The sequence below is a fragment of the Pseudomonadota bacterium genome (assembly GCA_026390555.1).
Lineage (GTDB): Bacteria > Bdellovibrionota_C > UBA2361 > UBA2361 > OMII01 > OMII01.
Genome location: JAPLFS010000063.1, coordinates 1 through 22,455, shown reverse-complemented (window position 1 = coordinate 22,455; position 22,455 = coordinate 1). Strand labels below are relative to the sequence as shown.

General features: G+C 50.4%; 24 protein-coding genes and 1 tRNA gene. 16 read left to right on the top strand and 9 right to left on the bottom strand.

All coding sequences use genetic code 11. From position 1 onward, the window contains the following. Positions 1–8 precede the first annotated feature (8 nt). On the top strand, positions 9–464 hold the full coding sequence (locus NTV65_08160; protein ID MCX6115169.1) for a hypothetical protein: 456 nt from the start codon (positions 9–11) through the stop codon (positions 462–464). Here NTV65_08160 and NTV65_08155 read toward each other — a convergent pair. From NTV65_08155 to NTV65_08140, 4 genes are all read right to left on the bottom strand, one after another. After that, on the bottom strand, positions 423–905 hold the full coding sequence (locus NTV65_08155) for an Rrf2 family transcriptional regulator (GenBank protein MCX6115168.1): 483 nt from the start codon (positions 903–905) through the stop codon (positions 423–425). The two genes, NTV65_08160 and NTV65_08155, sit on opposite strands and share 42 nt — an antisense overlap. Before the next feature lie 84 nt (positions 906–989). Then, the gene (locus tag NTV65_08150) at positions 990–1,418 is read right to left on the bottom strand and encodes a DUF5658 family protein (protein ID MCX6115167.1); all 429 of its coding nucleotides are present in this window, start codon (positions 1,416–1,418) and stop codon (positions 990–992) included. Between the two features lie 116 nt (positions 1,419–1,534). Continuing rightward, complete coding sequence (locus NTV65_08145; GenBank protein ID MCX6115166.1) at positions 1,535–1,747, bottom strand: hypothetical protein; 213 nt, start codon at positions 1,745–1,747, stop codon at positions 1,535–1,537. 88 nt (positions 1,748–1,835) lie between these two features. Beyond that, positions 1,836–3,578, bottom strand: a complete 1,743-nt coding sequence (locus NTV65_08140; GenBank protein MCX6115165.1) for a hypothetical protein — start codon at positions 3,576–3,578, stop codon at positions 1,836–1,838. Between the two features lie 187 nt (positions 3,579–3,765). On the opposite strand from NTV65_08140, the gene NTV65_08135 reads away from it, so the two are divergent. The 4 genes from NTV65_08135 to NTV65_08120 all read left to right on the top strand — a co-directional run bounded on the left by NTV65_08135 (position 3,766) and on the right by NTV65_08120 (position 8,133). Next, entirely contained in the window at positions 3,766–4,569 is an 804-nt protein-coding gene (locus NTV65_08135) for a hypothetical protein (protein MCX6115164.1), read from the top strand. A 118-nt stretch (positions 4,570–4,687) separates the two neighbouring features. Then, positions 4,688–6,796: a thioredoxin domain-containing protein gene (locus NTV65_08130; protein MCX6115163.1), complete on the top strand. Its 2,109-nt coding sequence runs from the start codon at positions 4,688–4,690 to the stop codon at positions 6,794–6,796. Then, positions 6,793–7,617, top strand: coding sequence for a thymidylate synthase (locus tag NTV65_08125; protein MCX6115162.1), 825 nt, complete (start codon positions 6,793–6,795; stop codon positions 7,615–7,617). Before NTV65_08130 ends, NTV65_08125 begins: the two co-directional genes overlap by 4 nt. Positions 7,618–7,623: 6 nt before the next feature. Next, a complete protein-coding gene (locus NTV65_08120) occupies positions 7,624–8,133 on the top strand; it encodes a dihydrofolate reductase (GenBank protein ID MCX6115161.1) in 510 nt (169 codons plus the stop codon). A 16-nt stretch (positions 8,134–8,149) separates the two neighbouring features. Here NTV65_08120 and NTV65_08115 read toward each other — a convergent pair whose 3' ends face one another. After that, on the bottom strand, positions 8,150–9,784 hold the full coding sequence (locus tag NTV65_08115; protein ID MCX6115160.1) for a DEAD/DEAH box helicase family protein: 1,635 nt from the start codon (positions 9,782–9,784) through the stop codon (positions 8,150–8,152). A 234-nt stretch (positions 9,785–10,018) separates the two neighbouring features. Here NTV65_08115 and NTV65_08110 point away from each other — a divergent pair, with 234 nt between their 5' ends. Continuing rightward, the gene (locus NTV65_08110; protein ID MCX6115159.1) at positions 10,019–10,720 is read left to right on the top strand and encodes a hypothetical protein; all 702 of its coding nucleotides are present in this window, start codon (positions 10,019–10,021) and stop codon (positions 10,718–10,720) included. A gap of 2 nt (positions 10,721–10,722) precedes the next feature. Here the strand turns inward: NTV65_08110 and NTV65_08105 are convergent, their stop codons facing one another. Beyond that, positions 10,723–13,350 (bottom strand): AMP-binding protein, encoded by a 2,628-nt coding sequence (locus tag NTV65_08105; protein MCX6115158.1) that lies wholly within the window; start codon positions 13,348–13,350, stop codon positions 10,723–10,725. A gap of 153 nt (positions 13,351–13,503) precedes the next feature. Here NTV65_08105 and NTV65_08100 point away from each other — a divergent pair. Beyond that, positions 13,504–13,577, top strand: a tRNA-Arg gene (locus tag NTV65_08100). Here the strand turns inward: NTV65_08100 and NTV65_08095 are convergent. Beyond that, the gene (locus NTV65_08095) at positions 13,568–14,176 is read right to left on the bottom strand and encodes a GNAT family N-acetyltransferase (protein MCX6115157.1); all 609 of its coding nucleotides are present in this window, start codon (positions 14,174–14,176) and stop codon (positions 13,568–13,570) included. The genes NTV65_08100 and NTV65_08095 overlap by 10 nt on opposite strands. Positions 14,177–14,306: 130 nt before the next feature. Between NTV65_08095 and NTV65_08090 the strand changes: the two genes are divergently transcribed. Both NTV65_08090 and NTV65_08085 read left to right on the top strand, forming a co-directional pair. Then, complete coding sequence (locus NTV65_08090; protein ID MCX6115156.1) at positions 14,307–15,233, top strand: GDP-mannose 4,6-dehydratase; 927 nt, start codon at positions 14,307–14,309, stop codon at positions 15,231–15,233. Between the two features lie 49 nt (positions 15,234–15,282). Beyond that, positions 15,283–16,242 carry a GDP-mannose 4,6-dehydratase gene (locus NTV65_08085; protein ID MCX6115155.1) on the top strand — a complete coding sequence of 320 codons (960 nt, stop codon included), beginning with the start codon at positions 15,283–15,285 and terminating at the stop codon, positions 16,240–16,242. 3 nt (positions 16,243–16,245) lie between these two features. On the opposite strand, the gene NTV65_08080 is transcribed toward NTV65_08085, so the two are convergent. Together NTV65_08080 and NTV65_08075 are read right to left on the bottom strand one after the other, a co-directional pair. Next, complete coding sequence (locus NTV65_08080) at positions 16,246–16,875, bottom strand: hypothetical protein (GenBank protein MCX6115154.1); 630 nt, start codon at positions 16,873–16,875, stop codon at positions 16,246–16,248. Between the two features lie 199 nt (positions 16,876–17,074). Next, entirely contained in the window at positions 17,075–18,031 is a 957-nt protein-coding gene (locus NTV65_08075) for a hypothetical protein (protein ID MCX6115153.1), read from the bottom strand. 19 nt (positions 18,032–18,050) lie between these two features. On the opposite strand from NTV65_08075, the gene NTV65_08070 reads away from it, so the two are divergent. The 7 genes from NTV65_08070 to NTV65_08040 form a co-directional block, all read left to right on the top strand. Next, positions 18,051–18,551 (top strand): hypothetical protein, encoded by a 501-nt coding sequence (locus tag NTV65_08070; protein ID MCX6115152.1) that lies wholly within the window; start codon positions 18,051–18,053, stop codon positions 18,549–18,551. Positions 18,552–18,758: 207 nt separating this feature from the next. Beyond that, positions 18,759–18,959 (top strand): hypothetical protein, encoded by a 201-nt coding sequence (locus NTV65_08065; protein ID MCX6115151.1) that lies wholly within the window; start codon positions 18,759–18,761, stop codon positions 18,957–18,959. Positions 18,960–19,634: 675 nt separating this feature from the next. Then, the gene (locus NTV65_08060) at positions 19,635–19,763 is read left to right on the top strand and encodes a hypothetical protein (protein MCX6115150.1); all 129 of its coding nucleotides are present in this window, start codon (positions 19,635–19,637) and stop codon (positions 19,761–19,763) included. A 335-nt stretch (positions 19,764–20,098) separates the two neighbouring features. Next, on the top strand, positions 20,099–20,329 hold the full coding sequence (locus NTV65_08055; GenBank protein ID MCX6115149.1) for a hypothetical protein: 231 nt from the start codon (positions 20,099–20,101) through the stop codon (positions 20,327–20,329). Between the two features lie 174 nt (positions 20,330–20,503). Continuing rightward, the gene (locus tag NTV65_08050; GenBank protein MCX6115148.1) at positions 20,504–20,713 is read left to right on the top strand and encodes a hypothetical protein; all 210 of its coding nucleotides are present in this window, start codon (positions 20,504–20,506) and stop codon (positions 20,711–20,713) included. Between the two features lie 258 nt (positions 20,714–20,971). Beyond that, positions 20,972–21,145, top strand: a complete 174-nt coding sequence (locus NTV65_08045) for a hypothetical protein (GenBank protein MCX6115147.1) — start codon at positions 20,972–20,974, stop codon at positions 21,143–21,145. Positions 21,146–21,151: 6 nt separating this feature from the next. Continuing rightward, the coding region (locus NTV65_08040; GenBank protein ID MCX6115146.1) for a hypothetical protein at positions 21,152–22,455 on the top strand (1,304 nt) is incomplete at its 3' end.

The window sequence follows — 22,455 nt, the reverse complement described above, 5'->3', positions numbered from 1 at the left end:
ATAAGATTATGATTAAGACAGCGCTGATGGTTCTTCTCGTGGCATGTATCGCCTGTAGCTCGCGCGCACCACAGGCGCCCAAGTTTATCGACGATATCAGGCCGGTAGCGCCGATGCGTAAAGAGGTCTCGTATTCTATTCAGCGCAGGGACTTTGATAGCGCACTGGTGCGATCAGCCGAGTTTCCCGTGCGCCTTGTGCCGGTGTATGCCACGGTCTCTTCGCGCGAGAGCTACGAGTACCGGATCTTTGATCTTAAGCCAGGCAGCCCCTATGCGCTTCTTGGGCTAGAGAATTCGGACATTATCGTAGCGGCTAATGGCTACTTAATTAAACGGCCCGATCAGTTTAGCACCTTCATACAGCTCTTAGCCCGTGAGAATGAGGCCTCAATCGAGATCCGCCGCATGGGTGAGGCGCGCTTATTTAAGTACGCCTTCCTGCCGGCCGCTAAGTTGAATTAGAGCGCTCTGGGGAGATTTTAACTTCATCAGATAAGCAAGCGTTCTCTGTTCAAGTAGCGTGTCTATTGCGCTGCGCAGCTCCTGCCATACCGTATGTAGGCTGCAGTTTTCCTGGGTTGAGCAACAACCGGGGCTCTCTGTAGTTGGGTGAATAGGGGCGTAGTCGCAGATAATTTGAAAGGTATCGCCCTCTGCTGCATAGAGGATATCTTTTAAGGTTATCTCCTCAGGGGGACGCACTAGGCTGTAGCCGCCGTGCGGACCGCGCATGCTGTCGATAATTGCGCCCTTGCGCAGCCGTTGTAAGATCTGTTGAGTGTACTGTAGATCTAAACCCTGGCTCTTTGCGATCTCAGCCGCTCCAATAGAGCCTTCCTTATAGTGTTGTGCGAGGTATAGCGAACATAGAATTCCGCACTCTCCCCACTTAGTAATGCGCATTAAATGTCCCTCACCAATTATTGGCCGCAAGCGAAGTTGCTCGCTTAGTAAAGCATACGCCGCAGGTTGGTAACGATCCAGCGCTTATAATAGGAATTCAAGGGTCAGGATGTAGCTCCACGGAGCGACGGCAAACGCAATATAGATCGCGATAACCCCCCGCAATGCGGTTTTAATCCAATAAACGTTGTGAGCCTGCCAGCACAGCATGGTGACCATACCGAGTGAGAATCCCTTAACTAGGATAAGGGCTGGAAGATAACCTATAGTTTGCATAAGGGTGCGCAGTAGTACATTACCCTCCATGCCGGTACCGAATGATGCCATGCCGATAGCTGTTAGAATTCCGTCTAAGATCTGAAGAGTTGCAAGAATAGCACCGAGTAGAAAGATCTCGCGCTGAGTTGATGAGGCGAGGCCCCCATTAATAACCGCTAGCTGCGGTCTGGCAGGGCGTTGTGCGCAATTATCTGCGCTATATTCGTACCGGTATTTAACAGCTACTTGATTCATACAACCCTTAGGTAAGAGCCACAGTGTGGCTACATATACCTATCAGGCTGGAATTGAAAGATGCTTCAGGTTCTCTTGTAAGGAGCTGATATTAGGTTAGTTTTTTTGCGAGCTGATTAGTGAGAGCTCTCTAGCTCTGCGATCTGCTCAAGATCCGAAACAAGGGCTGTGATCCTATCACGAATATCCTCTGCTAGAACCGAGATCAGGGTACCGGTTTGTGAAACGGAGTTATCGGTATGCACGCTTTCACGAGCTATCCACTCGGCACATGTACCTAGATGATCAAGTCTGCTAGCAATTTCAAGTACCTGGGCCATGGTCTTCATATATCTTCCCCAAAAAGATGGCTACGTAATCAATCCTTAAGATGACCGAGCTCTCCGTAGGGCTTCGAGATATATGGGTAGTGTGCGGCTAGCGCGCTCCCTGGGGCCCATCCATTACGGACTCGAGCAAAAAGAGCCCATTTGCATAGGAGACGCTGCCCGTTATCAAGCCAAGCTTCTTTAGACGGGTAGAATCGAGCGCCTGATCGAGCTCTGCGGAGCCCCCTGTAAACATGGCGAGGCTACTCTTGGCTGAATCGAGGAGGCTTCCTAGCTGCGGCAGGTTAGCGTAATACGAGATTAATTTTTGCGGTGCAAGGTTTGCCTTAAGGGGGGCTGAAAGGCTAGCAGCGATGCCAGGCCGCGCCCCACTTGAGGCGGCTATAAGCTCCTTGATAGCGCGCTCTGAGGAGCTGATAAGGAGCGAGTTGGAACCTTTAGGAGAGCCTAGATAGACGCCAGCTCCGAACATCGTATTGATAAATTTAGTTGGAACACCCTCGATCTCCTTTGCTGACCACTGCATTGCTGATTGGCCGGTCGCTCCCGCCATCCCCTGACCCATAAGCCCCTCAGCCATAGAGCCGAGGGCATCACGATTAGTTGCCTCAATAACTACAAATAGATCTGGAATCGGTGAGCTACCATCGCCGTTCTTAAGTCCAAAGGTAATGCCCTGCAGAGGCTTGGCCTGCTGGAATGCAGCGGCAGCCTCGGCCGCCTTGTCTGGAGAGAACGATTTGACCACATCTTCAAGCTTCGAGATGAACTTGGTATCAAAGGCAAAAGCTATTGCGGTGTCTGATGGCAGGCGTGCCATGCTTAGAGGGAGCGAGCTACCCTCAAGCGCTTGCAGAACCTTAGTCTGCGTATCGGTGCGTCCTGAGACGCTAGCGCTTATTGCTGTAATTAACTGAGTTCCAAACCCCTGCTGCATAGCGATGGCATCGATAGGGATGTCTTTCGGCTCGAACTCCCGCACTCCGCTAGGGCCGGCTGCTGGTAGACCCATAGTCTCAGCAAGGGCAGATATTTTCTTGAGGTCCATAAATGTAAACGACATACAGGGAACAGCGGAGTTAACGGCAGTTGCTGCCTTCTGAAACTCCGGAGAGCGTTGCATGTTTTGTAGCGTATCGGTTTCAGCCGAAGAGAAGAGCGACTCAGCGCCGCTCTTTGACGATGAGATCGCCATCAGTGAGTCTGTTGCTGCAACATAGATAGCAGCCCTCGCGGTCATCGCCTCAGGAACTCCAGGAATCTTTGCAACGAGGCCATCAACTCCCCCGATCTTCTGAGCTGATACGAGGAGATCCATCTCGCCAAGCGCCTGTTCAAGGAGCTGTAGTTTGCTTTTAAGGGAAACACCAGGGGCTGCCGTCAGGTATAGGCCGGCCTCTACCGGCACTTCATCCTGCGGTGCAAGGGCAAAAAAGCCCACTGACCTGCTCATTACGGTATCAACGGTGCTCTCTCCAGTGGCAGAGAGCAGACCAAGCTTCTGAACTGTTTCGTAGAGGGCCTGCACGGTCTTAAGCGAGCTCTCGCTAGCACCGGAGCTCTTTATTTGATCGATTACCTGCTGGAGCGAGCCAGTTCCGGTGGCTTTCATCCAAGGAGTTTTTTTTACACCTTGGTAGGCAGCTCCAGAGGCATCGAAGATAGAGAAGATGGCGGTAGAGGGGGGCAGTTTCTTGAGGAGCGGGTCTTGGAGAAGGGTCAGCCCTTGAGACTTGGCGGCGCTAGGTTGCTGGTCTGATCCCTTGGAACAGCCTGTAAGAGCCGTAGTGAACACGGTTACTGCGATTAGGGTGGCGAGGATTAGTCTCATAGCGTTCCTTATCTGATTTAGGGGCACGACCTGTTTTAGCTTTAATATAAAGCCATTAGCAAGTACGTACTACATAGCGAAATAGCATTTTGGGGTAGATCCATGTAGAGCCTATTGGAGCACGGATTGCATGCTTGCAACAGCGATTCTGCTATGACACAGTTTCTAGTATGAAGAAGGCTAGGTTATGGCGTTAACCCGTTTGGATTGCCACCTCTACCGAGGAGCAAATGCTGCGCATGACGGCTCATCTTTCGTGGCCTTTAATCCATCCTTACAACCTGCTCAGATGGTTTTTGCAGGCTCAGCAGCGGTGCGTGAGAGCGTTGGAAGTCAGGTCGCATACCGCCTAGCGCTCGACTACTTTATGCTCGGGGTTGAGGCGCACTATGCGCAGCCAGCCGGGGAGGAGCGCGTACCTGGGGACGAGGGGACAGTTGTTAAGGCGCTTGAAGATGCCTTTCGCAGTGCGAATACCTCGGTCTACGGCTTTGGTCATAAGCTGGCCGCCGGAGGCCGCATGGCGGCCTCTCTGCTTGGAGTTGTGATTGAGGAGGGGCGGCTTGCTACGGGGCGGGTAGGGTACGGGAGCGTTTATCTTTTTCGCAATAACGAGCTCTTTCCCTTCTTCGATACCCCTGAGAGCGAGGTGGCCAAGGTCGGCGATGCCAGGGAGTGTCCAGATGAATTCGAGAGTCGAAGAAGCTCCTTTATCGGCTCTAATTCGATGGTCGACGTTGAGCTGGCCTCGGTGATGCTTCAGGCCGATGACGTTCTATGCGTATTCTCGCGCCCCCTTACAACCCTTAATGAGACCGTGCTCTTTGAGTGCTTGGAATCCCTAAGCTTCGATACTCCAGCCGCAAAACAACCCGCAGAGGTCGCCGAACGGCTCTGTAACGAGGTCTTTACGGAGCCTGAGAGCTTAGCCTTTGCGATGGTGGCGCGTGTTGGCCCAGAGGCGATCTATTGCAATGAAGTGCTTGGGTAGCTAGCCCAAACGTGCTGCTCGCGTAAAGGCCTCCTGACCCCATTGATGCTACATTTAGGGGCGGGGCATTTTTATAATCAGATAGACCCGCAGTCCACTTGCTAGTACAACTGCTTGCATGACTAATGGAAAAAACCTACTAGGCCAAGAGAGTAGCCCCTACCTATTACAGCACAAGAATAACCCGGTCTGGTGGCACCCATGGGGTGAGGAGGCCTTTGCGCGCGCAGAAAGCGAGGATAAACCGATCTTTCTTTCGATCGGATATTCGACCTGTTATTGGTGCCACGTTATGGAGTCCGACTCCTTTGAGCAGCAGAGTGTAGCGGATGTTCTGAACGAACACTTTGTGTGTATCAAGGTCGACCGTGAGGAGCTGCCCGACGTCGATCAAATTTATATGGACGTTGTGGTCGGAATTCATGGTCACGGCGGGTGGCCAATGTCGGTATTTCTGACCTCCGATCGCAAGCCCTTCTGGGGCGGGACCTTCTTTTACCGAGATACCTTTATTGCAATTCTACGCGGTGTGGCAGAGAAGTGGCAAAAAAATAACGATAACGATAACGGTAGGGCCAGTGTCCTGGCAGCAAGCTCTGAGTTAATGCGTTACCTTGAGTCAAAGCATGCGAGTCGCCAATACACACTAGGCACTAATGCAGTAACAAAGGAGGTGCTTAAGTTCGGCGTTGAGCAGCTCCTCATGCGTTTCGACACCCAACACGGGGGCTTTGGCGGCGCGCCGAAGTTTCCAGCGGCGCAACAGCTACTCTTTCTTATGCGGGCGCAGGCGATACAGGGCGATGCCGCAACGCTCTCTGCCAGTAACTTAACCCTCTCGTGCATGGCCAGAGGGGGCATCTTTGATCACGTTGGTGGCGGATTCCATCGCTACGCAGTTGATGCGGAGTGGTTAATTCCGCACTTTGAGAAGATGCTCTATGACAATGCGCTCTTGGTGCCGGTCTATCTTGAGGCTTATCAGTTAACAGGAACGGAGCTCTATAAAGCAGTAGCAGAGCGTACCCTCGACTATATGTTACGCGATATGAGGGATTCGGCAGGGGGGTTTTACTCGGCTGAGGATGCTGGCGAGGTTGATAAGGAGGGGGAGTTTTATGCCTGGAAGCCTGAACAGATACAGGCCTTACTGGGTGAGGAGCTCGGAGCTCGGTGCTGCAATCTGTTCGGTATCACTGAGCAGGGGAACTTTGAGCACGCAAGCTCCGTACTCACTATCTCAGATCCTGCTAGATGGAGCGAAAGTAGGGACCCTGCGATCTTAAAAGCGTTAGAGATGCTCTACGCCGCAAGGCTTGAGCGAAAGAGGCCGCACCGCGATACCAAGGTGCTTACAGGTTGGAACGGATTAGCTATTACGGCCCTTGCACGGGGCTATCAGCTCTTGGGTGATAGGCGCTATCTGGATGGAGCGCTCGAAGCGGCTACATTTATCTGCGAACACCTATGGAGCAAAGAGACGTTGTTGCGGCGCTTCTGTGTTGATAGCTACGGTGCGGGCAACGCTGCAATAGCTGCAGTACTCGAGGACTATGCCTATCTGATCGAGGGGTTCCTTGCTCTCTTTCAGGCCAGCTCAGATGAGCTCTGGCTTGAGCGTGCCGTGCGGCTGCAGGATGAGCAGGATAAACGTCTATGGAGCGCGCAGCACGGAGCCTATATTAGCTCCGCCGCTGAGGGGTTAATCGTTAAGGTTTGCGAGTGGAGCGATGGCGCAACCCCTGCTCCGAACGGGATCTCACTCTCTAACCTGACTATCCTGGCAGAGCTTACCGGGGAGTCCCGCTTTGCGGCGCGTGGGGAGCGCTTGGAGCGCGGGGTTCCGCAGGAGGTGACAACCTATCCAGCTCAATTTTGTTCAACGCTTAGAGCCTGCATGTTAAGGGCCACCGGTGCTTCGGTTTGTGTTGTGATAAGTAACGAGGGGGGCGAGGAGCCTCCGCAGGAGGTGCGCGCACTATGGGCGCACTATCTGCCATTTACTGCCCTCATTTGGGGCCAGGCTAGCCCTGTGGACCACCAGGTAAGCCCAGTGGGCCAGGTAAGACAGAGCAGCGCTAAGTTATTCGCAGGTAGGGGGGCTATTAACGGCAAACCAACCTTCTACCTCTGTAAAAATGAGAGCTGCCTTGAACCTATGGTTGCTGTTAGTGCAGTAGTGGACGTATGCTCTTTAGCGAAGATTTCTAACGGTATGGTGTTATGAGACAATATTTAGAGCTAGTAAAAGACGTTCTTGATAACGGCAAGCCTGAAGCTGGGGTTGAGAAAAACGGCGTAGTAGTTCGCCCCGATCGTACCGGGGTCGGTACCTATTCGGTCTTTGGGCGTCAGGTACGCTTTAATGTGAGCGCGGGCTTTCCTTTAGTCACGACCAAGAAGGTTCATCTAAAATCAATTATCTATGAGCTGCTCTGGTTCCTTAAGGGGGACACCAATATCGGCTACCTTAAGGATAATAAGGTCTCAATCTGGGATGAGTGGGCCGATGCAAACGGGGATCTCGGGCCGGTCTACGGAAAGCAGTGGCGCTCGTGGGAGGGACCAAAGGGGCGGGTTGATCAGATTACGCGAGCGGTTGAAGCTATAAAAAACACCCCATTGAGTCGTCGTATCGTTGTGATCGCATTTAATCCAGCAGATCTGCCCGAGGTTGCGCCGCCTGCCTGCCACACTCTGTTTCAATTCTATGTAGCGGGGGATAAGCTTAGCTTGCAGCTCTATCAGCGCTCAGCAGATCTAATGCTCGGTGTGCCGTTTAATATCGCAAGCTACGCCCTTTTACTGATGATGGTAGCGCAGGTTACCGGGCTTAAGGCGCATGAGTTCGTGCATACCTTTGGTGATCTGCATATCTATTCAAATCATGTAGAGGGGGCGCGTTTACAGCTTTTAAGGGAGCCGCGAGCGTTACCGAATATGAAGCTTAATCCAGAAGTTAAGGATCTGTTCTCATTTAAATACGAGGACTTTACCCTTGAGGGCTATGAGGCGCACGAACGAATTAAATTTGATATTGCGGTGTAGGTTCTTATGAACAGAGTAATTGATGCTGCGATAGTTGCTGCCATAGTTGCTATGGACGATGATCGGCTGATCGGGAAAAATGGCGCGCTTCCGTGGCACCTGCCTGAGGACCTTAAGCATTTTAAGGCGCTCACAAGTGGACATATCGTTGTAATGGGAAGAAAGACCTGGGAGTCAATTCCTTCAAAATTCCGCCCCCTACCCGGGCGTACCAATATCGTTATTTCACGTAATCCAGCGGCTTTGTCAGTGCCTGTTGGTGTCCTGCTAGCGTCCTCTCCCGAAGGGGCGATTGAGATGGCGAGCGAGCTTGCCCAACATGGCCAAAAGATCTGGATCATTGGAGGGGCCGAGATCTACCGCTCAACCTTGCCGCTCTGTACTGAGCTGCATCTTACAGTTGTTTCTGGCAAGCACGATGGGGATGCTTGGTTGACAGAGTTCGAGCACGAGTTCTCTCTAGCTGCAGAGAGTAGGGGCGAGAGCTGCGTGTTTCGCACCTATCAACGTCGGTAGTGGGGCGGCTTCTTCTCTATTGCCCCAGCAACTTTCTAATCATGGTGATTCGTTCCCGGAGCTGCTTCTCTGTACAGGCGGTTTGAGTCTTTACCTTTTGCTGAGCGTTCAGTTGGGAGTGCACCTGAGCATGCGAGCGACCACTTCGTTTGTGGTAGATATTAATTAGCTTGCGCATCTCATTCACAAGGACGGTTTTCTCCTCGGTGCGGGTGCGGCGCTCACCTAGTCGCGCGCTAACCTTTTGATTAACGACCTGCTGAATCTCATCCTGATATCCGGCTGCGCTAAAGAGGGTTAGTTGGTTACCGTGTACGATAACTGAGTTTAAGCCACTATTCTGCGAGGCTAAAGCCTCCCACTCCGGTTGATCTGGTTTCTCTGTATCTGATACCTCTTTGCGCTCAAACTCGTCATCGTTATCTCCCTTGGTTCGAATACAGTGGCGAATCTCCTGCTCGATCTCTTCAGCAAGTCTGATTAGGGAGGGATCGGCGGGCAGATAGCAGTATGCAACCTGCAAAGTTTTAAGGCTCGGAATACGGCGCACGATGCGCCCAAGGAACTGCCGAAAATACATCTTAGTGCGCACAGTAGTGGCGTACACTCCAACACGCAGCCGTGGAATATCAACCCCCTCACTCACCATGTTACAGGCGACCAGCCACGGCTCAGAGGAGTCCCTAAAGTTTCTGAGCTTGCGAGCTGATTCTGCTTCATCTGAAAGAACAACAACGGGGGTTGTATTCGTAATGGTTGAGAGAAGTTTGGCAAACTTGCGCGCGCTTGTTTGGTCCGCTGCAACTAGTAGCGCTCCGGCGTCAGGATGCTCACGGCGGGTTGTCATGAGCATCTGATGGGCCTCCTTTAGTAGCGGCTCAATCCAGCCACTCTGCGCCGTCAGGGCTGCTCGTAGCCGCCTTGATTGACCGATCTTATCAAGCTCGTCGCTAAAGAGGGCGCTCGCATCCCCGGCCTCTTCACGCCACGCCACCTGGCCGCCGTAAGTAAAGAATGCGGTCGGGCGACAGACCCCCTCCTCAACGGCGCGGCTGTATGGGTAGGAATAATCTGGCAGGCTAAAGCCCAGCTCGTCGTAGGGGATAAATGGGATAGGGCAGTTGTCGCTACGAAATGGGGTGCCACTTAGGCAGATAATAAAGCTTGCCTCGTGAAAGGCTATCCTTAAGCCAGCACCCCACGCCAGTCCATCTCCAGCATGATGCACCTCATCGAGGATGATGCAGCCGTTTGCGGTCAGGCGTTTAAAGAGCGTGGGCTTCTGTGCGACCTGTTGGTAGGTAACTATAAAACCTGAGTAGTCACCGGCAAGGACTCCTGTGCTATTTGAGAATGAGCTATCGAGGTGCAGATCCAGGGCAGCCGCAGCGCGCGCCCACTGTAATTTAAGATGCGCTGTTGGCACAACGATACCGAGACACCGCGCGCCCCGTTTTTTAAGTTGATGCAACGCAAACACTAGGGCCGCGGTTGTTTTCCCAGAGCCTGGTGTGGCCTCTATCAGCAGCGTTCGTTCGCCGCGTAGTACGCAATCCCGGTAGCACCCAAAGGCCTCCTGTTGCCAGGGCCTGAGCTTTATATCAGCGTTAGGTAGGATGGGGGATGGGGTGACGGTTTTAATAGCTCTCATGAAACAACAGCACACAGATCAACGAGTCCCCCTTGGTAATCAACCTAGAGAGCTCTGTCGAGGGGATAAAGTGCTTCAAAAATAAATTAACTCTCTTGCGTGTGTGGTTAGAGACTGTATGGGATGAAATCAGTTTGCATCTCAATATTTATTTTGTAAGGGGGCTTGCTTTAAGATTGAATTGCATGTTGAAAACAAGGAAGCTAGTGTTCTAGTCAGAAATTTATGAACGGTATGCAAACCAGCCAAGATTTAGCGCACACAGTTGGTGGTAGTTTCTCGACAGATCGAGAGAGGACCGTTATTTCGGCCGTGCTCGAAAGCCCGCCGCAATTAGCTGCCCAGATAGCTCAGCCATTCCTTGAGCATAATCCCGGACGGATCGCTATCGTACTTGCAACCCTTTTTAGTCACCACGATCTTGAAACAGCGCACGCGGTTCTCTCTATAAGTGGGTTCGCCTGGAGCGTAGATCTGCAGAGCAATGTCAGGCAACTTGTGATAATGGAACTTCAGCAGGTAGGGACGTTACCGTGTATTGAGCAGCGTCAGCCAAGTGAGGTGAGCTTAAGGTTGCTTGATAGATACATTGATAACGGTGCTGCAGCGTTTGCGCAGGAGTCGGTGGTGCTTTCGAGCAAAAACTCTGAGAAGTTCATGCTGATTGAGATCGGAGGAGAGCTTTTCTTTCGAGCAGGTGGTCCCCGTCACTACGATATTATCATGACCACGAAGAGGGAGTGCGTTGAGGCAGGGTGTCTAAAGAGGTCGAGTACCGTTACGCCGCGGGGTGGTGGTTTTGTTGAACTGTACCAAGAAGGTATCCGATTAGATGGTGCAAGTGGTGATTATGGCTATCCTGATTATCCACGGGTGAAGGAGCTAATCTTAAGCCGCATTCCGAACCTACTTGTAAGGATTCCCCAGGATGATTAGATTTAAGGCAAGACCAGCAGGGCTTTCAGGCTCTGATAGTCGGTCTTGCCGCTGCCGAGTACCGGAATGCTGCGTAGTTTCTTTGCTGTAGAGATGTGAATCAAAGGGGGAAAGCCCTCCTCTTTTAGGATCTCATTTGCTTTCTCAACTGAGATCTCGCTCTCTACAAAGAGCACAAGGCTTGGGCGCGAGTCGCCCTCACTGCCACGGGCAAGAATGGCTAAGGATGGTGCTCCCTCAACCGATGGAATATGTTTCTGGAGCGCCTCCTCTACGGCACCCAGGCTCACCATCTCGCCCGCTATCTTAATAAAGCGCTTAAGGCGCCCAGTTATAATAAGTGATCCGTTCTCAAAACGGCCGAGGTCTCCTGTATTGTACCACTCAGATTTGCGGTAATTAATAAATGGGGTTAGTTGAGATTCAAGATACCCGGGAAAGATCGATGGACCCTGAACAAGGATTAGCCCCTGTTCGCCCGCAGTAACCTCTAAGAGCGTTTCGGGATGGACTATTGCGACCGAAACTCCGCTCAGCGGCTTTCCAACTCCGATATTTGGCTGACCGGGACGATTCATGCACACCACCGGACTACATTCGGTGATGCCGTAGCCCTCAAGTAGATTGATCGGATGTGGGAGGGTCTTGATCAGGTCGAATAGATCCTGTGGTGCTCGCTCGGCACCAGAGACAAGGGCCCGCAGCGAGGTAAAGTTTTCGGGCTTTCCAGCACGTAGTATTGAGCGCAGAAAGGTCGGTGTTCCAGCAGCGATCGTAGCTCCCCAGAGCTTGATTGCTTTGGCGATCTTTCTACTTTCGTTAGGATTAGGATAGTAGGCAACCCGTAGGCCAGTTAGCATGGGCAGGAGGGTACAGACCGTCAAACCGAAGGAGTGAAAGGGGGGAAGAAATCCGAGCAATACGTCGGTTTTCTTGAGGGGGAAAGCCTCCAGTATGCCAGCCACGTTAGAGAGGATATTACGGTGGGTGAGGGGCACACCCTTTGGCAGCGCCTCTGAGCCGCTCGTAAAGAGAACTACGCAGGTTGAGTTGCTATTGATCTTGCGTTGGCCGAAGGCATCCAGTATTTGCGGAGTAGATTCACTGGCTAGTCGTTTGCAGGCCAACTTATCCTTAAGGCTTAGTTGCTCCCGTATGTCCTCAATCAGTAGTAGCTTTTCTTCTAGAAATTGAAGATCGGTCGCAACGATATCAAGAAAGGCGCGTGAGGTTAGGATCGATTCAATATTAGTAGAGTCACAGGCGTGCAGGAGCGCCCTTTTCCCGGCTGTCCAGTTAAGGAGCACCGGGATCTTGCCAGCAAGTATTGTGGCCATTACCGCAATTGATCCAATACATGAGGCGGGAAAGAGTAGTGCAATATGCGAGCCCGGAAGCTTTGAGATATGGCGCGCTATTGTTACTACCCGCAGCTTTACGTCGTTGTACGACATCACGCCAACCCTAGCATCTCCAAGAGCTGGCTTGTTGCTAAAGAGTGTGCACGCAGTCAGAAAGGCTTCATGAACACTTGTAGCGCCCCGTAGATCAGGCGCGGGGCGTTGCTCGAGCCCCTCAGTCCAGATCGCAGGGGGAATAAATTCAGCTCCTGGTGCTGTTGAGCCCAACATTCCTGCCGCTGCTTTCAGAACTGATTCAACTGAGACTATCTCACTCATCTCAACGTCGTGCACCTCGAACTCTCGGTCAACCCATAGGAGCAACTCAGCTATGGTGAGTGAATCGAGCCCCAGATCATCACCGAGCCTAGTCTTTGGCGAGATCGAATCAACCGGAACACTCGCTGCGTGCGCTATGTGCTTCAGTACCCGTGTCTGAATGTCGGCAGGGATCTCATCTTGAGTGCTTTGTTCCGCAGGTTTTTCTGGAAGGCTTGGGCAGCGCCCGGTCCAACGGCTGTGAGGTACCAGGCTTGCTGACTCCGGCTCTGGGTCGTTGTAAAATTTCTCAAGGTACCTGTTGAGCGTTAGGGCATCGGCGTAGCGGGGTAGATCTGATGGATTAAATAAGATCTCGATCTCAACTTTACGCCGCGGCGCAAAGAAGAATAGGTTTTCAGCCAAGATCCTTAGCCCCTGCTTGCTTGTAGATACAACATCTGGAGTAACGTTACCGGTAAAGGCCTTAGAGAAGATACTCCCGTAGAGGCCACGGATTCGGATCAGAGCTATATTAACCTGCGGATGAGACTTAAGGATCGTTGCCAATCCAGAGTTACCCCCGAGGCTCTCCTCTCCAGTAATCGAGAGGCGTCCTGATGGGTACATAAGTACATTCTCGCCGTCCTTAAGAATCTCAATTATATCCTCAACGGTGCGCTGAATTCGCCGGCGCTTGTAGGGGCCAGCCTCATAGTTCATATCAGCCATCGGGATCGCATCTATCCGCTTCATAAGCGGTTTTAGGAACGGGAGATTATACATCGATTCAATCACGACCGGGCGTGGTCGTAGGGTATCCCAGAGGTAGGTTGAGACGATAATGGGATCGATCTCGGCTGGATGATTTGGGAGCACAAGCACGCCCCGGGTGGTGTCGATCTGTTCCAGGCCATGTACGGTTATTGAGTAGCGGAGGCCTAGAGCTTTTTTGATCAGGGTAGAAAGCATGGATCCCATTAGGATCCCGCGAGATGGCTAGGTACGCAAGTAAAAATCGACTAAAAGCTGTATTGTCCCCAGGTGCTTAGAGATCTTGATGGGGGGCAGGCTATCCTTTACCTAGCGGTAATGATTGTGTAGGCTCGGCGCTCATTCCCGTGTGCGTCCTTAGCTCAGCTGGATAGAGCACCTGGCTTCGAACCAGGGGGTCGGGGGTTCGAATCCCTCAGGGCGCATTTCTTAACCATGCACATACCGCTACATCGACCTTTTCATCGCTAACATTGGGTAGTACCTGGTGATTTGGTAAAATGCCCTCGTAGGTCATGCCAGCCTTCTCCATAACCTTGCCCGAAGCTGGATTATCAGGATGATGGGTAGCCTCAATGCGCAACACCTCCGGTTGTGTTTTGGCCCACTCGACCAAGCATTTCCAAGCCTCGCTTGCATATCCCTTACCCCAAAAATTTTGATTTAGGATGTAGCCACCTGAGATCGTTGTAGGGCCTGTGGGACCTAACCCACACGAGCCGATATATTCAGAGCTATCCTTAATCTGAATTAGCCAGGCAAAGTGTTTAATCGAGGAGGGTTGCCCGGCAAAGGATAGGGCAGCCTGAGTAAGAAAGGGCTGAGTATCCTCAATCTTACCGGTGCATTTAAAGGACATATATTTGGTCGCGGTGGGGTCTTTCGCGTAGAGATTAAAGATTAGTGGTGCATCACTAATCTCTACTGCACGGAGTCGTAGCCTCTCTGTCAAGAACTCCCGTGGTGGGATTCTTGATAACGGGGCGATATCTGTTCTCTGGAGGGGCGTAGTTTGGATGCTCATAGGTGCATTCTAGCATAGTTAGAGTTAGCTGTGTGGTAAATCGGAGGGGCTAATGCATATTTACTACAGGAGGAAAGGGGGGTAATCTTTCACTTGCAGAGCTGTTTTATTGCATTTTCAAGGATAGTTTATGGCTAAAGTTTTAGTGACCGGTGGAGCTGGATTTATAGGATCCCATATCGTGGATCGTCTCTGTGCGCGCTCACATGAGGTGCATGTACTAGATGACCTTTCAAGTGGAGCGCAGAGGAACCTTGCGGCGGGCGTTCCGCTACATAAGCTTGATATGCGATCTGATGAGGCGCGCAAGATAGTTACGGAGCTTAAGCCTGATTTTATAGTTCACGCGGCGGCACAGGTCTCTGTGCGGGTCAGTATGGATCAGCCAGCTCTTGATACCGATCTTAATGTTACCGGACTTGTTAATATCCTTACCCCACTGCGCGGTAGAAAGGGGACACACGTTGTGTTCCTCTCCTCTGGTGGTGCTGTCTACGGTGAGCAGGAGTGCTTCCCTGCTCCAGAGGGTCATACCGTTAACCCGGAGAGCGTATACGGACTCTCGAAGCGAGTTGGAGAGATGTATCTAGAGTTTTGGTCGCGTGTGTGGGGCGTAACGAGCACAGCACTACGCCTATCAAATGTTTACGGGCCGCGCCAAAATCCCCACGGCGAGGCGGGGGTTGTTGCGATCTTCTGTGAAAGGCTCCTTGCTGGGAAATCAATAGCAGTGAATGGCACAGGGATGCAGACCAGAGATTTCGTCTACGTTGAGGATGTTGCTGAAGCGGTTGGGCGCGCAGTTGATACTCAAAGTGTCGGAGAATTTAATATCGGAACGGCTCAAGAAACAACGGTGATGGAGCTAGCTGAGCGCCTTAGGGATCTCGCCTGTCCAACAGCCGAGGTTCAATCTGCACCCGCCAAGGCCGGTGAGCAGATGCGTAGCTGTATCGATAATTCTAAGGCCAAAAAGGTTCTTGGATGGGCCCCAACGATGGAGTTTGCTAAGGGGTTAGCGCATACCCTTGAGTGGTACCGAACTGCAGCGCGCTAGAGGATACTGGGTCTGATAGCCTGTAATTTATGCTGAATAGCGACATCGCATGAAAACTGTTCTTGTTACTGGTGCTGCAGGATTTATCGGCTCACATGTAGCCGAGCATCTCTTGGCACGTGGAGATACCGTAATTGGTATCGATAATATCAACGACTACTATCCTGTCTCCTACAAGCGAGAAAACCTAGCGCAACTAGCTGCTCATGCAAGGTTCAGCTTTGTTGAGGGCGATATCTGTGATAGAGATCTTCTCAAACGGGTATTTGCAGGGCGTTCAATTACGCATGTAGCGCACCTGGCGGCAAGAGCGGGGGTGCGACCGTCGATCGAAGATCCCTTTATCTATCAGGAGGCGAACATACGTGGCACCCTCTCGGTTCTTGAGGCGGCGCGCAACGCGCAGGTACTAAACACGGTCGTTACATCATCATCATCCGTCTACGGTAACTCAAAACAGGTTCCGTTTAGGGAGGATGACTCGGCTACGGATCGACCTATATCGCCCTATGCCGCAACTAAGAAGGCTACAGAGGTTTTGAGTTATACCTATTACAGCCTCTATGGCATGAATATTAATGTGGTTCGTCCATTTACCGTATACGGCCCACGCGGAAGGCCGGATATGGCACCCTGGCTGTTTTTATCGGCGGCTCTAAGTGGATCAACGATCAGAAAGTTCGGTGATGGCTCAACTCGCAGAGATTATACCTACATCGATGACTTTGTTTGTGGTTTCGTAAATGCGCTCGACCGGGAGTTCGGTTTTGAGATCTTTAATCTAGGAAACTCGGCTACCGTTTCGCTCAATGAAGCGCTTGAAACTGTCGAAGAGGTAGCGAGCAAGAAATTGGCGATAGAGCTACTTCCAGCACAATTGGGGGATGTTGATATTACAAGCGCTGATATCTCAAAGGCTAGGCGTCTGCTAGATTATGATCCTAAGACATCATTCCGTCACGGAATGCAGCTCTTTTGCGACTGGTTTGTGAAAAATCGAGCAGGATAAATATTACCCGAATAACTTTATTCGCCGGGAGGAAGGTTTGCTTCCTTTTGGCTGAGCCGCAGCAGGTTCTGCCTGATAGCTAGCCTTGCTTGTTGTAGGCTTTTGCGAAGAGGTAAATGTTTCTCCAGTTGCCTCAGCCAACCGTTGCTGAATTTGAACCTGGGCTATTCCAAAGGAGGTGACGGCGATTGAATTATCGAGTCCACGAAAATCGTCCCACAGAGGTGCCTTATCATCGAGTTGCGCAACTTGGGTTGCAATATTCCGAATTGACCTGGCCTCTTCTTTGGTGATGATCGTAGCCTTTACGAAGAATTTTAAAGCCTCTTTGGTAGCGCGCTCCGCTGAGGGAAGCCTTTCGTTTTTTGTCTTGTCAATCAGAGTGAGCTTAAACGTAGATTTAAAGTCCTGCGCCATCTCTGAGCCAAATTTGCTCTTGATCTGGCTAAATACAGCGGCGGCAAAAAGCCCCTCCTCACTTACCTTCTCATTAGGGCTTTTTTTGCCTAGTAGCGACTGGATAGTACGACCGAACTCAGTCATCTCCATCTCACCAGGTGCCGGACGCGTGCGGCGTTGCTCAGCTAGGAGGGCCACCTGGGCTATTTTGCTACTGGTAGAGGGTGTTTTCATATGTTCCTTAGGTATGCTCGTAGGTCCTATAACGTTATGTTGCCATCGTCCTTATCACTACTCCAAACTACAGCAAGCAGTGTGCCAAGAGGGGGACAGACATACTCTCCCCAATAAAAAGAGTGGAGCACATCTATATAGGATGGTTTTAAGGGGAATGTGGATTCGGATAAATCGTCTTAGCCCAACAGATGCAACGTTACTGAGGGCAGACCGTTACGCTCTTTGGAAGCTTCCTCAATAGTTCCTCAAGACGTTTTTTACGCCTCTCCTTGTCATATCCTAGGGATTCAAGACCCTTCGGCACCCTAGTATAGAGGCCACTAAAGATAACCCTGATCTTAGCCTTATCTATCTTGATAGTGCTGCACTCTGCCGCTACAACCTCGCAGGAGTACGTATTGTAGTAAGGAACTACCGCCTTCCTTATGGCCGCAAGGACCCTTGCCCCACGTGTAGGGGTAAAGAGACGGGTAGCTGGATTTGGTTTCCATGTCTCACCAGCGCGGGAGTTGGCCAGGTTAATTTGTGCGATGACTACCCTGCTTGTAAAGCGCCAGATCTCATCGAACACCTTCTCATCAGTTGGTGAGCAGGATTCGCCATCTCCTCGATCTTCACAGATCGGAGGTAGGCCCTCGAAACCTACCTGTTCGCCAAGGAAGTTCCATTTACCAGCATATTCACCTTTGGCTGTTTCAAAGGCAGCTAGGTTTAGAGGAAATCCTTGCTTATTACCGATGGCGAATAGGGTCTCAGGTGCTGGAGCTGGATTTGGATTACCGACCGGTGAGAAGATCTGATTTAGTGCGCTGTAATCAAGCGGTACCACTATAGGTACACCATCCGGCATGCCTGGAATTGAGCTTGTTGTGTTCTTGTATGAGAAGAAGGCCTTCTCTATACCGTCCTGGAGAATGCGACAGACAGGACCATCGATTTCGACGTGTCTCTGCATGGCGATTTCAAGCGGGCTTTGTGCATGCAGGTTCGCACCAGATTCGAATATATTATTGATGAAGGATATTGCAGCTACTCCCCCAGGATCGGTTGGTAGTCCAGACTTGATCTCGTAATTACCGTTCTCTTGTAGTGTAACGACAATCTCTCCATTTTCATCGGCTGTTACAATGGCTCCGTTAATATCGACTGGCATGTAGGCGATCGGAGTTTCATTGATCTTAACAATTCCTGAAACGATAACATCTCGGATAATTGGAGTGTCTGTAGGTGTTGGTGTGATAGTTGGGGTGGATGTTGCCGTGCTAGTTGGGGTAGCCGTTGGAGTTGATGTTGGAGTGTTTGTTCGTGTAGCGGTTGGAGTCACTGTATTGGTTGGCGTAGTCGTTGGCGTATTAGTTGCCGTTGGCGTTGCCGTTGGTGTACTGGTTGGTGTGCTAGTTGGAGTCGCTGTTGGTGTGTTAGTTGGTGTACTAGTTGGCGTGATAGTCGGTGTCGAGGTTGATGTTGGAGTAGCTGTTGGAGTAGCTGTTGGAGTGCTTGTTGGAGTGTTTGTTGGAGTGCTTGTTGGTGTAGCCGTTGAAGTTGCTGTTGGAGTGCTGCTCGGTGTAGCTGTTGGAGTTGATGTTGGTGTTGCAGATGGTGTGTTGGTGCTCGTTGGCGTATTGGTTGGCGTATTGGTTGGCGTAGTCGTTGGCGTATTAGTTGGAGTCTGAGTAGGTGTATTAGTTGGCGTATTGGTAGGGGTGGCAGTTGGCGTATTAGTTGAGGTTGGGGTTGCAGTTGGTGTGTTAGTTGGAGTCTGAGTTGGAGTACTTGTTGGGGTGTTTGTTGGTGTAGTTGTTGGTGTATTTGTTGGTGTTGCAGTTTGAGTTGATGTTGGCGTGTTAGTTGGAGTCTGAGTTGGGGTATCAGTTGGCGTATTGGTAGGTGTAGCGGTTGGGGTATTAGTTGAGGTTGGGGTTGCAGTAGGTGTATTAGTTGGAGTACCCGTTGGGGTTGATGTTGGTGTACTAGTTGGAGTAGCGGTTGGAGTTACGGTTGGCGTGTTAGTTGAGGTTGGGGTTGCAGTAGGGGTATTAGTTGAGGTTGGGGTTGCAGTAGGCGTATTAGTTGGAGTCTGAGTTGGTGTATTAGTTGGCGTATTGGTAGGTGTATTAGTTGGCGTATTGGTTGGTGTATCTGTTGGTGTATTAGTTGAGGTTGGGGTTGCAGTAGGCGTATTAGTTGGAGTCTGAGTTGGTGTATTAGTTGGTGTATTTGTAGGTGTGTTAGTTGGAGTCTGAGTTGGTGTATTAGTTGGCGTATTGGTTGGTGTATCTGTTGGGGTATTAGTTGAGGTTGGGGTTGCAGTTGGCGTATTAGTTGGAGTCTGAGTAGGTGTATTAGTTGGAGTATTTGTAGGTGTATTAGTTGGCGTATTGGTAGGTGTAGCGGTTGGTGTATTAGTTGAGGTTGGGGTTGCAGTAGGCGTGTTAGTTGGAGTTAGAGTTGGTGTATTAGTTGGCGTATTTGTAGGCGTGTTAGTTGGAGTTTGAGTTGGTGTATCAGTTGGCGTATTGGTAGGTGTAGCGGTTGGTGTATTAGTTGAGGTTGGGGTTGCAGTAGGCGTATTAGTTGGAGTCTGAGTTGGTGTATTAGTTGGCGTATTTGTAGGCGTGTTAGTTGGCGTATTGGTAGGTGTATTAGTTGAGGTAGGGGTTGCAGTAGGCGTATTAGTTGGAGTCTGAGTTGGAGTATTAGTTGGCGTATTTGTAGGTGTATTAGTTGGAGTCTGAGTTGGTGTATTAGTTGGCGTATTGGTTGAGGTTGGGGTAGCAGTAGGTGTGTTAGTTGGAGTTAGAGTTGGTGTATTGGTTGGGGTATTGGTAGGTGTGCTAGTTGGAGTTTCAGTTGGTGTATTTGTAGGTGTATTAGTTGGAGTTTGAGTTGGTGTATTAGTTGAGGTTGGGGTTGCAGTAGGCGTATTAGTTGGAGTCTGAGTTGGGGTATTAGTTGGCGTATTTGTAGGTGTGTTAGTTGGAGTTAGAGTTGGTGTATTAGTTGGTGTATTAGTTGGCGTATTAGTAGGGGTGGCAGTTGGCGTATTAGTTGAGGTTGGGGTAGCAGTAGGTGTGTTAGTTGGAGTCTGAGTTGGTGTATTAGTTGGTGTATTGGTAGGGGTGGCAGTTGGCGTATTAGTTGAGGTTGGGGTAGCAGTAGGTGTGTTAGTTGGAGTTAGAGTTGGTGTATTGGTTGGGGTATTGGTAGGTGTGCTAGCGTATTGGTAGGTGTAGCGGTTGGTGTATTAGTTGAGGTTGGGGTAGCAGTAGGTGTGTTAGTTGGAGTTAGAGTTGGTGTATTGGTTGGGGTATTGGTAGGTGTGCTAGTTGGAGTTTCAGTTGGTGTATTTGTAGGTGTCTTAGTTGGAGTTAGAGTTGGCGTATTGGTTGGGGTAGCGGTTGGCGTATTAGTTGAGGTTGGGGTTGCAGTAGGCGTGTTAGTTGGAGTCTGAGTTGGTGTATTAGTTGGAGTAATCGTAGGAGTTGATGTTGGAGTGCTAGTTGGAGTATCCGTTGGGGTTGATGTTGGGGTACTAGTTGGTGTAGTTGCAGGCGTGTTAGTTGGAGTTTGAGTTGGTGTATTAGTAGGAGTTGATGTTGGTGTTGCTGTCGGTGTTGAAGTCGGAGTGCTAGTAGGAGTAACAGTTGGCGTTATTGTTGGTGTGTTGGTTGCAGTATCTGTTGGCGTATTGGTTGGCGTTGAAGTAGGGCTATTTGTTGGCGTATCTGTTGGTGTACTAGTCGGAGTATTAGTTGGTGTCTGTGTTGGTGTCTGTGTTGGTGTTTCTGTTGGAGTTGTCGTTGGTGTATTAGTTGGTGTGGTAGTTGAAGTCTGAGTAGGAGTCTGAGTAGGAGTCTGAGTTGGGGTGTTGGTAGGAGTATTAGTTGGCGTATTTGTCGGTGTAACGGTTGGAGTGTTGGTTGGAGTGTTGGTTGGAGTGTTTGTTGGTGTATTAGTTGGAGTTTTGGTTGGGGTCTGAGTTGGCGTGTTAGTCGCTGTGCTAGTCGATGTGTTAGTTGGGGTTGCTGTAGGGGTACTAGTTGGAGTGTACGTTGAAGTATCTGTTGGAGTTGCTGTTGGAGTATGAGTTGTAGTGTTAGTTGACGTTACTGTAGGGGTGTTTGTTGGTGTATTAGTTGGGGTCTCCGTTGGAGTGTTAGTCGCGGTATTAGTTGAAGTTGCAGTTGGTGTATTTGTTGGAGTGTTTGTTGGAGTGTTTGTTGGAGTGTTGGTTGGAGTGTATGTTGGGGTTGCTGTTGGAGTATGAGTTGGAGTGTTAGTTGACGTTACTGTAGGGGTGTTAGTTGGTGTATTGGTAGGTGTATTAGTTAGGGTTACTGTAGGTGTATTAGTTGGCGTATTGGTTGGAGTGTTGGTTGAAGTGTTGGTAGGAGTGTTAGTCGGCGTATTGGTTGGCGTATTGGTTGGCGTGTTTGTTGGTGTATCAGTTGGTGTAGTGGTAGGCGTGTTAGTTAGTGTGTTAGTTGGCGTATTAGTTGGTGTAATAGTTGGAGTATTAGTAGGGGTGCTAGTTGGAGTATTAGTTGGAGTTACTGTTGGTGTATTAGTTGGAGTATCAGTTGGGGTTACCGTTGGCGTGTTTGTTGGCGTGTTGGTTGGCGTATTAGTTGGTGTATTTGTCGGGGTATCAGTTGGCGTATTAGTTGGCGTTATCGTTGGCGTGTTGGTTGGCGTATTAGTTGGCGTGTTGGTTGGAGTATTTGTTGGTGTATCAGTTGGTGTGTTAGTTGGTGTATTGGTTGGCGTTAGGGTTGGAGTATTGGTTGGAGTGTTAGTTTGGGTTACCGTTGGCGTGTTTGTTGGCGTATCAGTTGGCGTGTTGGTTGGAGTATTTGTTGGAGTATTGGTTGTAGTATCAGTTGGGGTAACCGTTGGCGTGTTTGTTGGTGTGTTGGTTGGCGTATTGGTTGGTGTATTTGTCGGCGTATCAGTTGGTGTGTTAGTTGGTGTATCTGTTGGTGTATTTGTTCGAGTATTAGTCGGAGTATTAGTTGGCGTTACGGTTGGCGTATTTGTTGGCGTATCAGTTGGCGTATCAGTTGGCGTGTTGGTTGGAGTATTTGTTGGAGTATTGGTTGGAGTATCAGTTGGGGTTACCGTTGGCGTGTTTGTTGGTGTGTTGGTTGGCGTATTGGTTGGTGTATTTGTCGGCGTATCAGTTGGTGTGTTAGTTGGTGTATTGGTTGGAGTGTTTGTTGGAGTGTTAGTCGGCGTATTGGTTGGTGTATTTGTCGGCGTATCAGTTGGTGTGTTTGTTGGTGTATTGGTTGGCGTATTTGTTGGTGTGTTAGTTGGAGTATTAGTTGGTGTAATAGTTGGAGTGTTAGTAGGGGTGCTAGTTGGAGTATTAGTTGGCGTTACGGTTGGAGTATTGGTTGGAGTATCAGTTGGGGTTACCGTTGGCGTGTTTGTTGGCGTGTTTGTTGGCGTGTTAGTTGGCGTATCAGTTGGTGTGCTTGTTGGTGTATTGGTTGGTGTATCTGTTGGTGTGTTAGTTGGAGTATTAGTTGGTGTATTTGTTGAGGTATTAGTAGGTGTGCTAGTTGGAGTATTAGT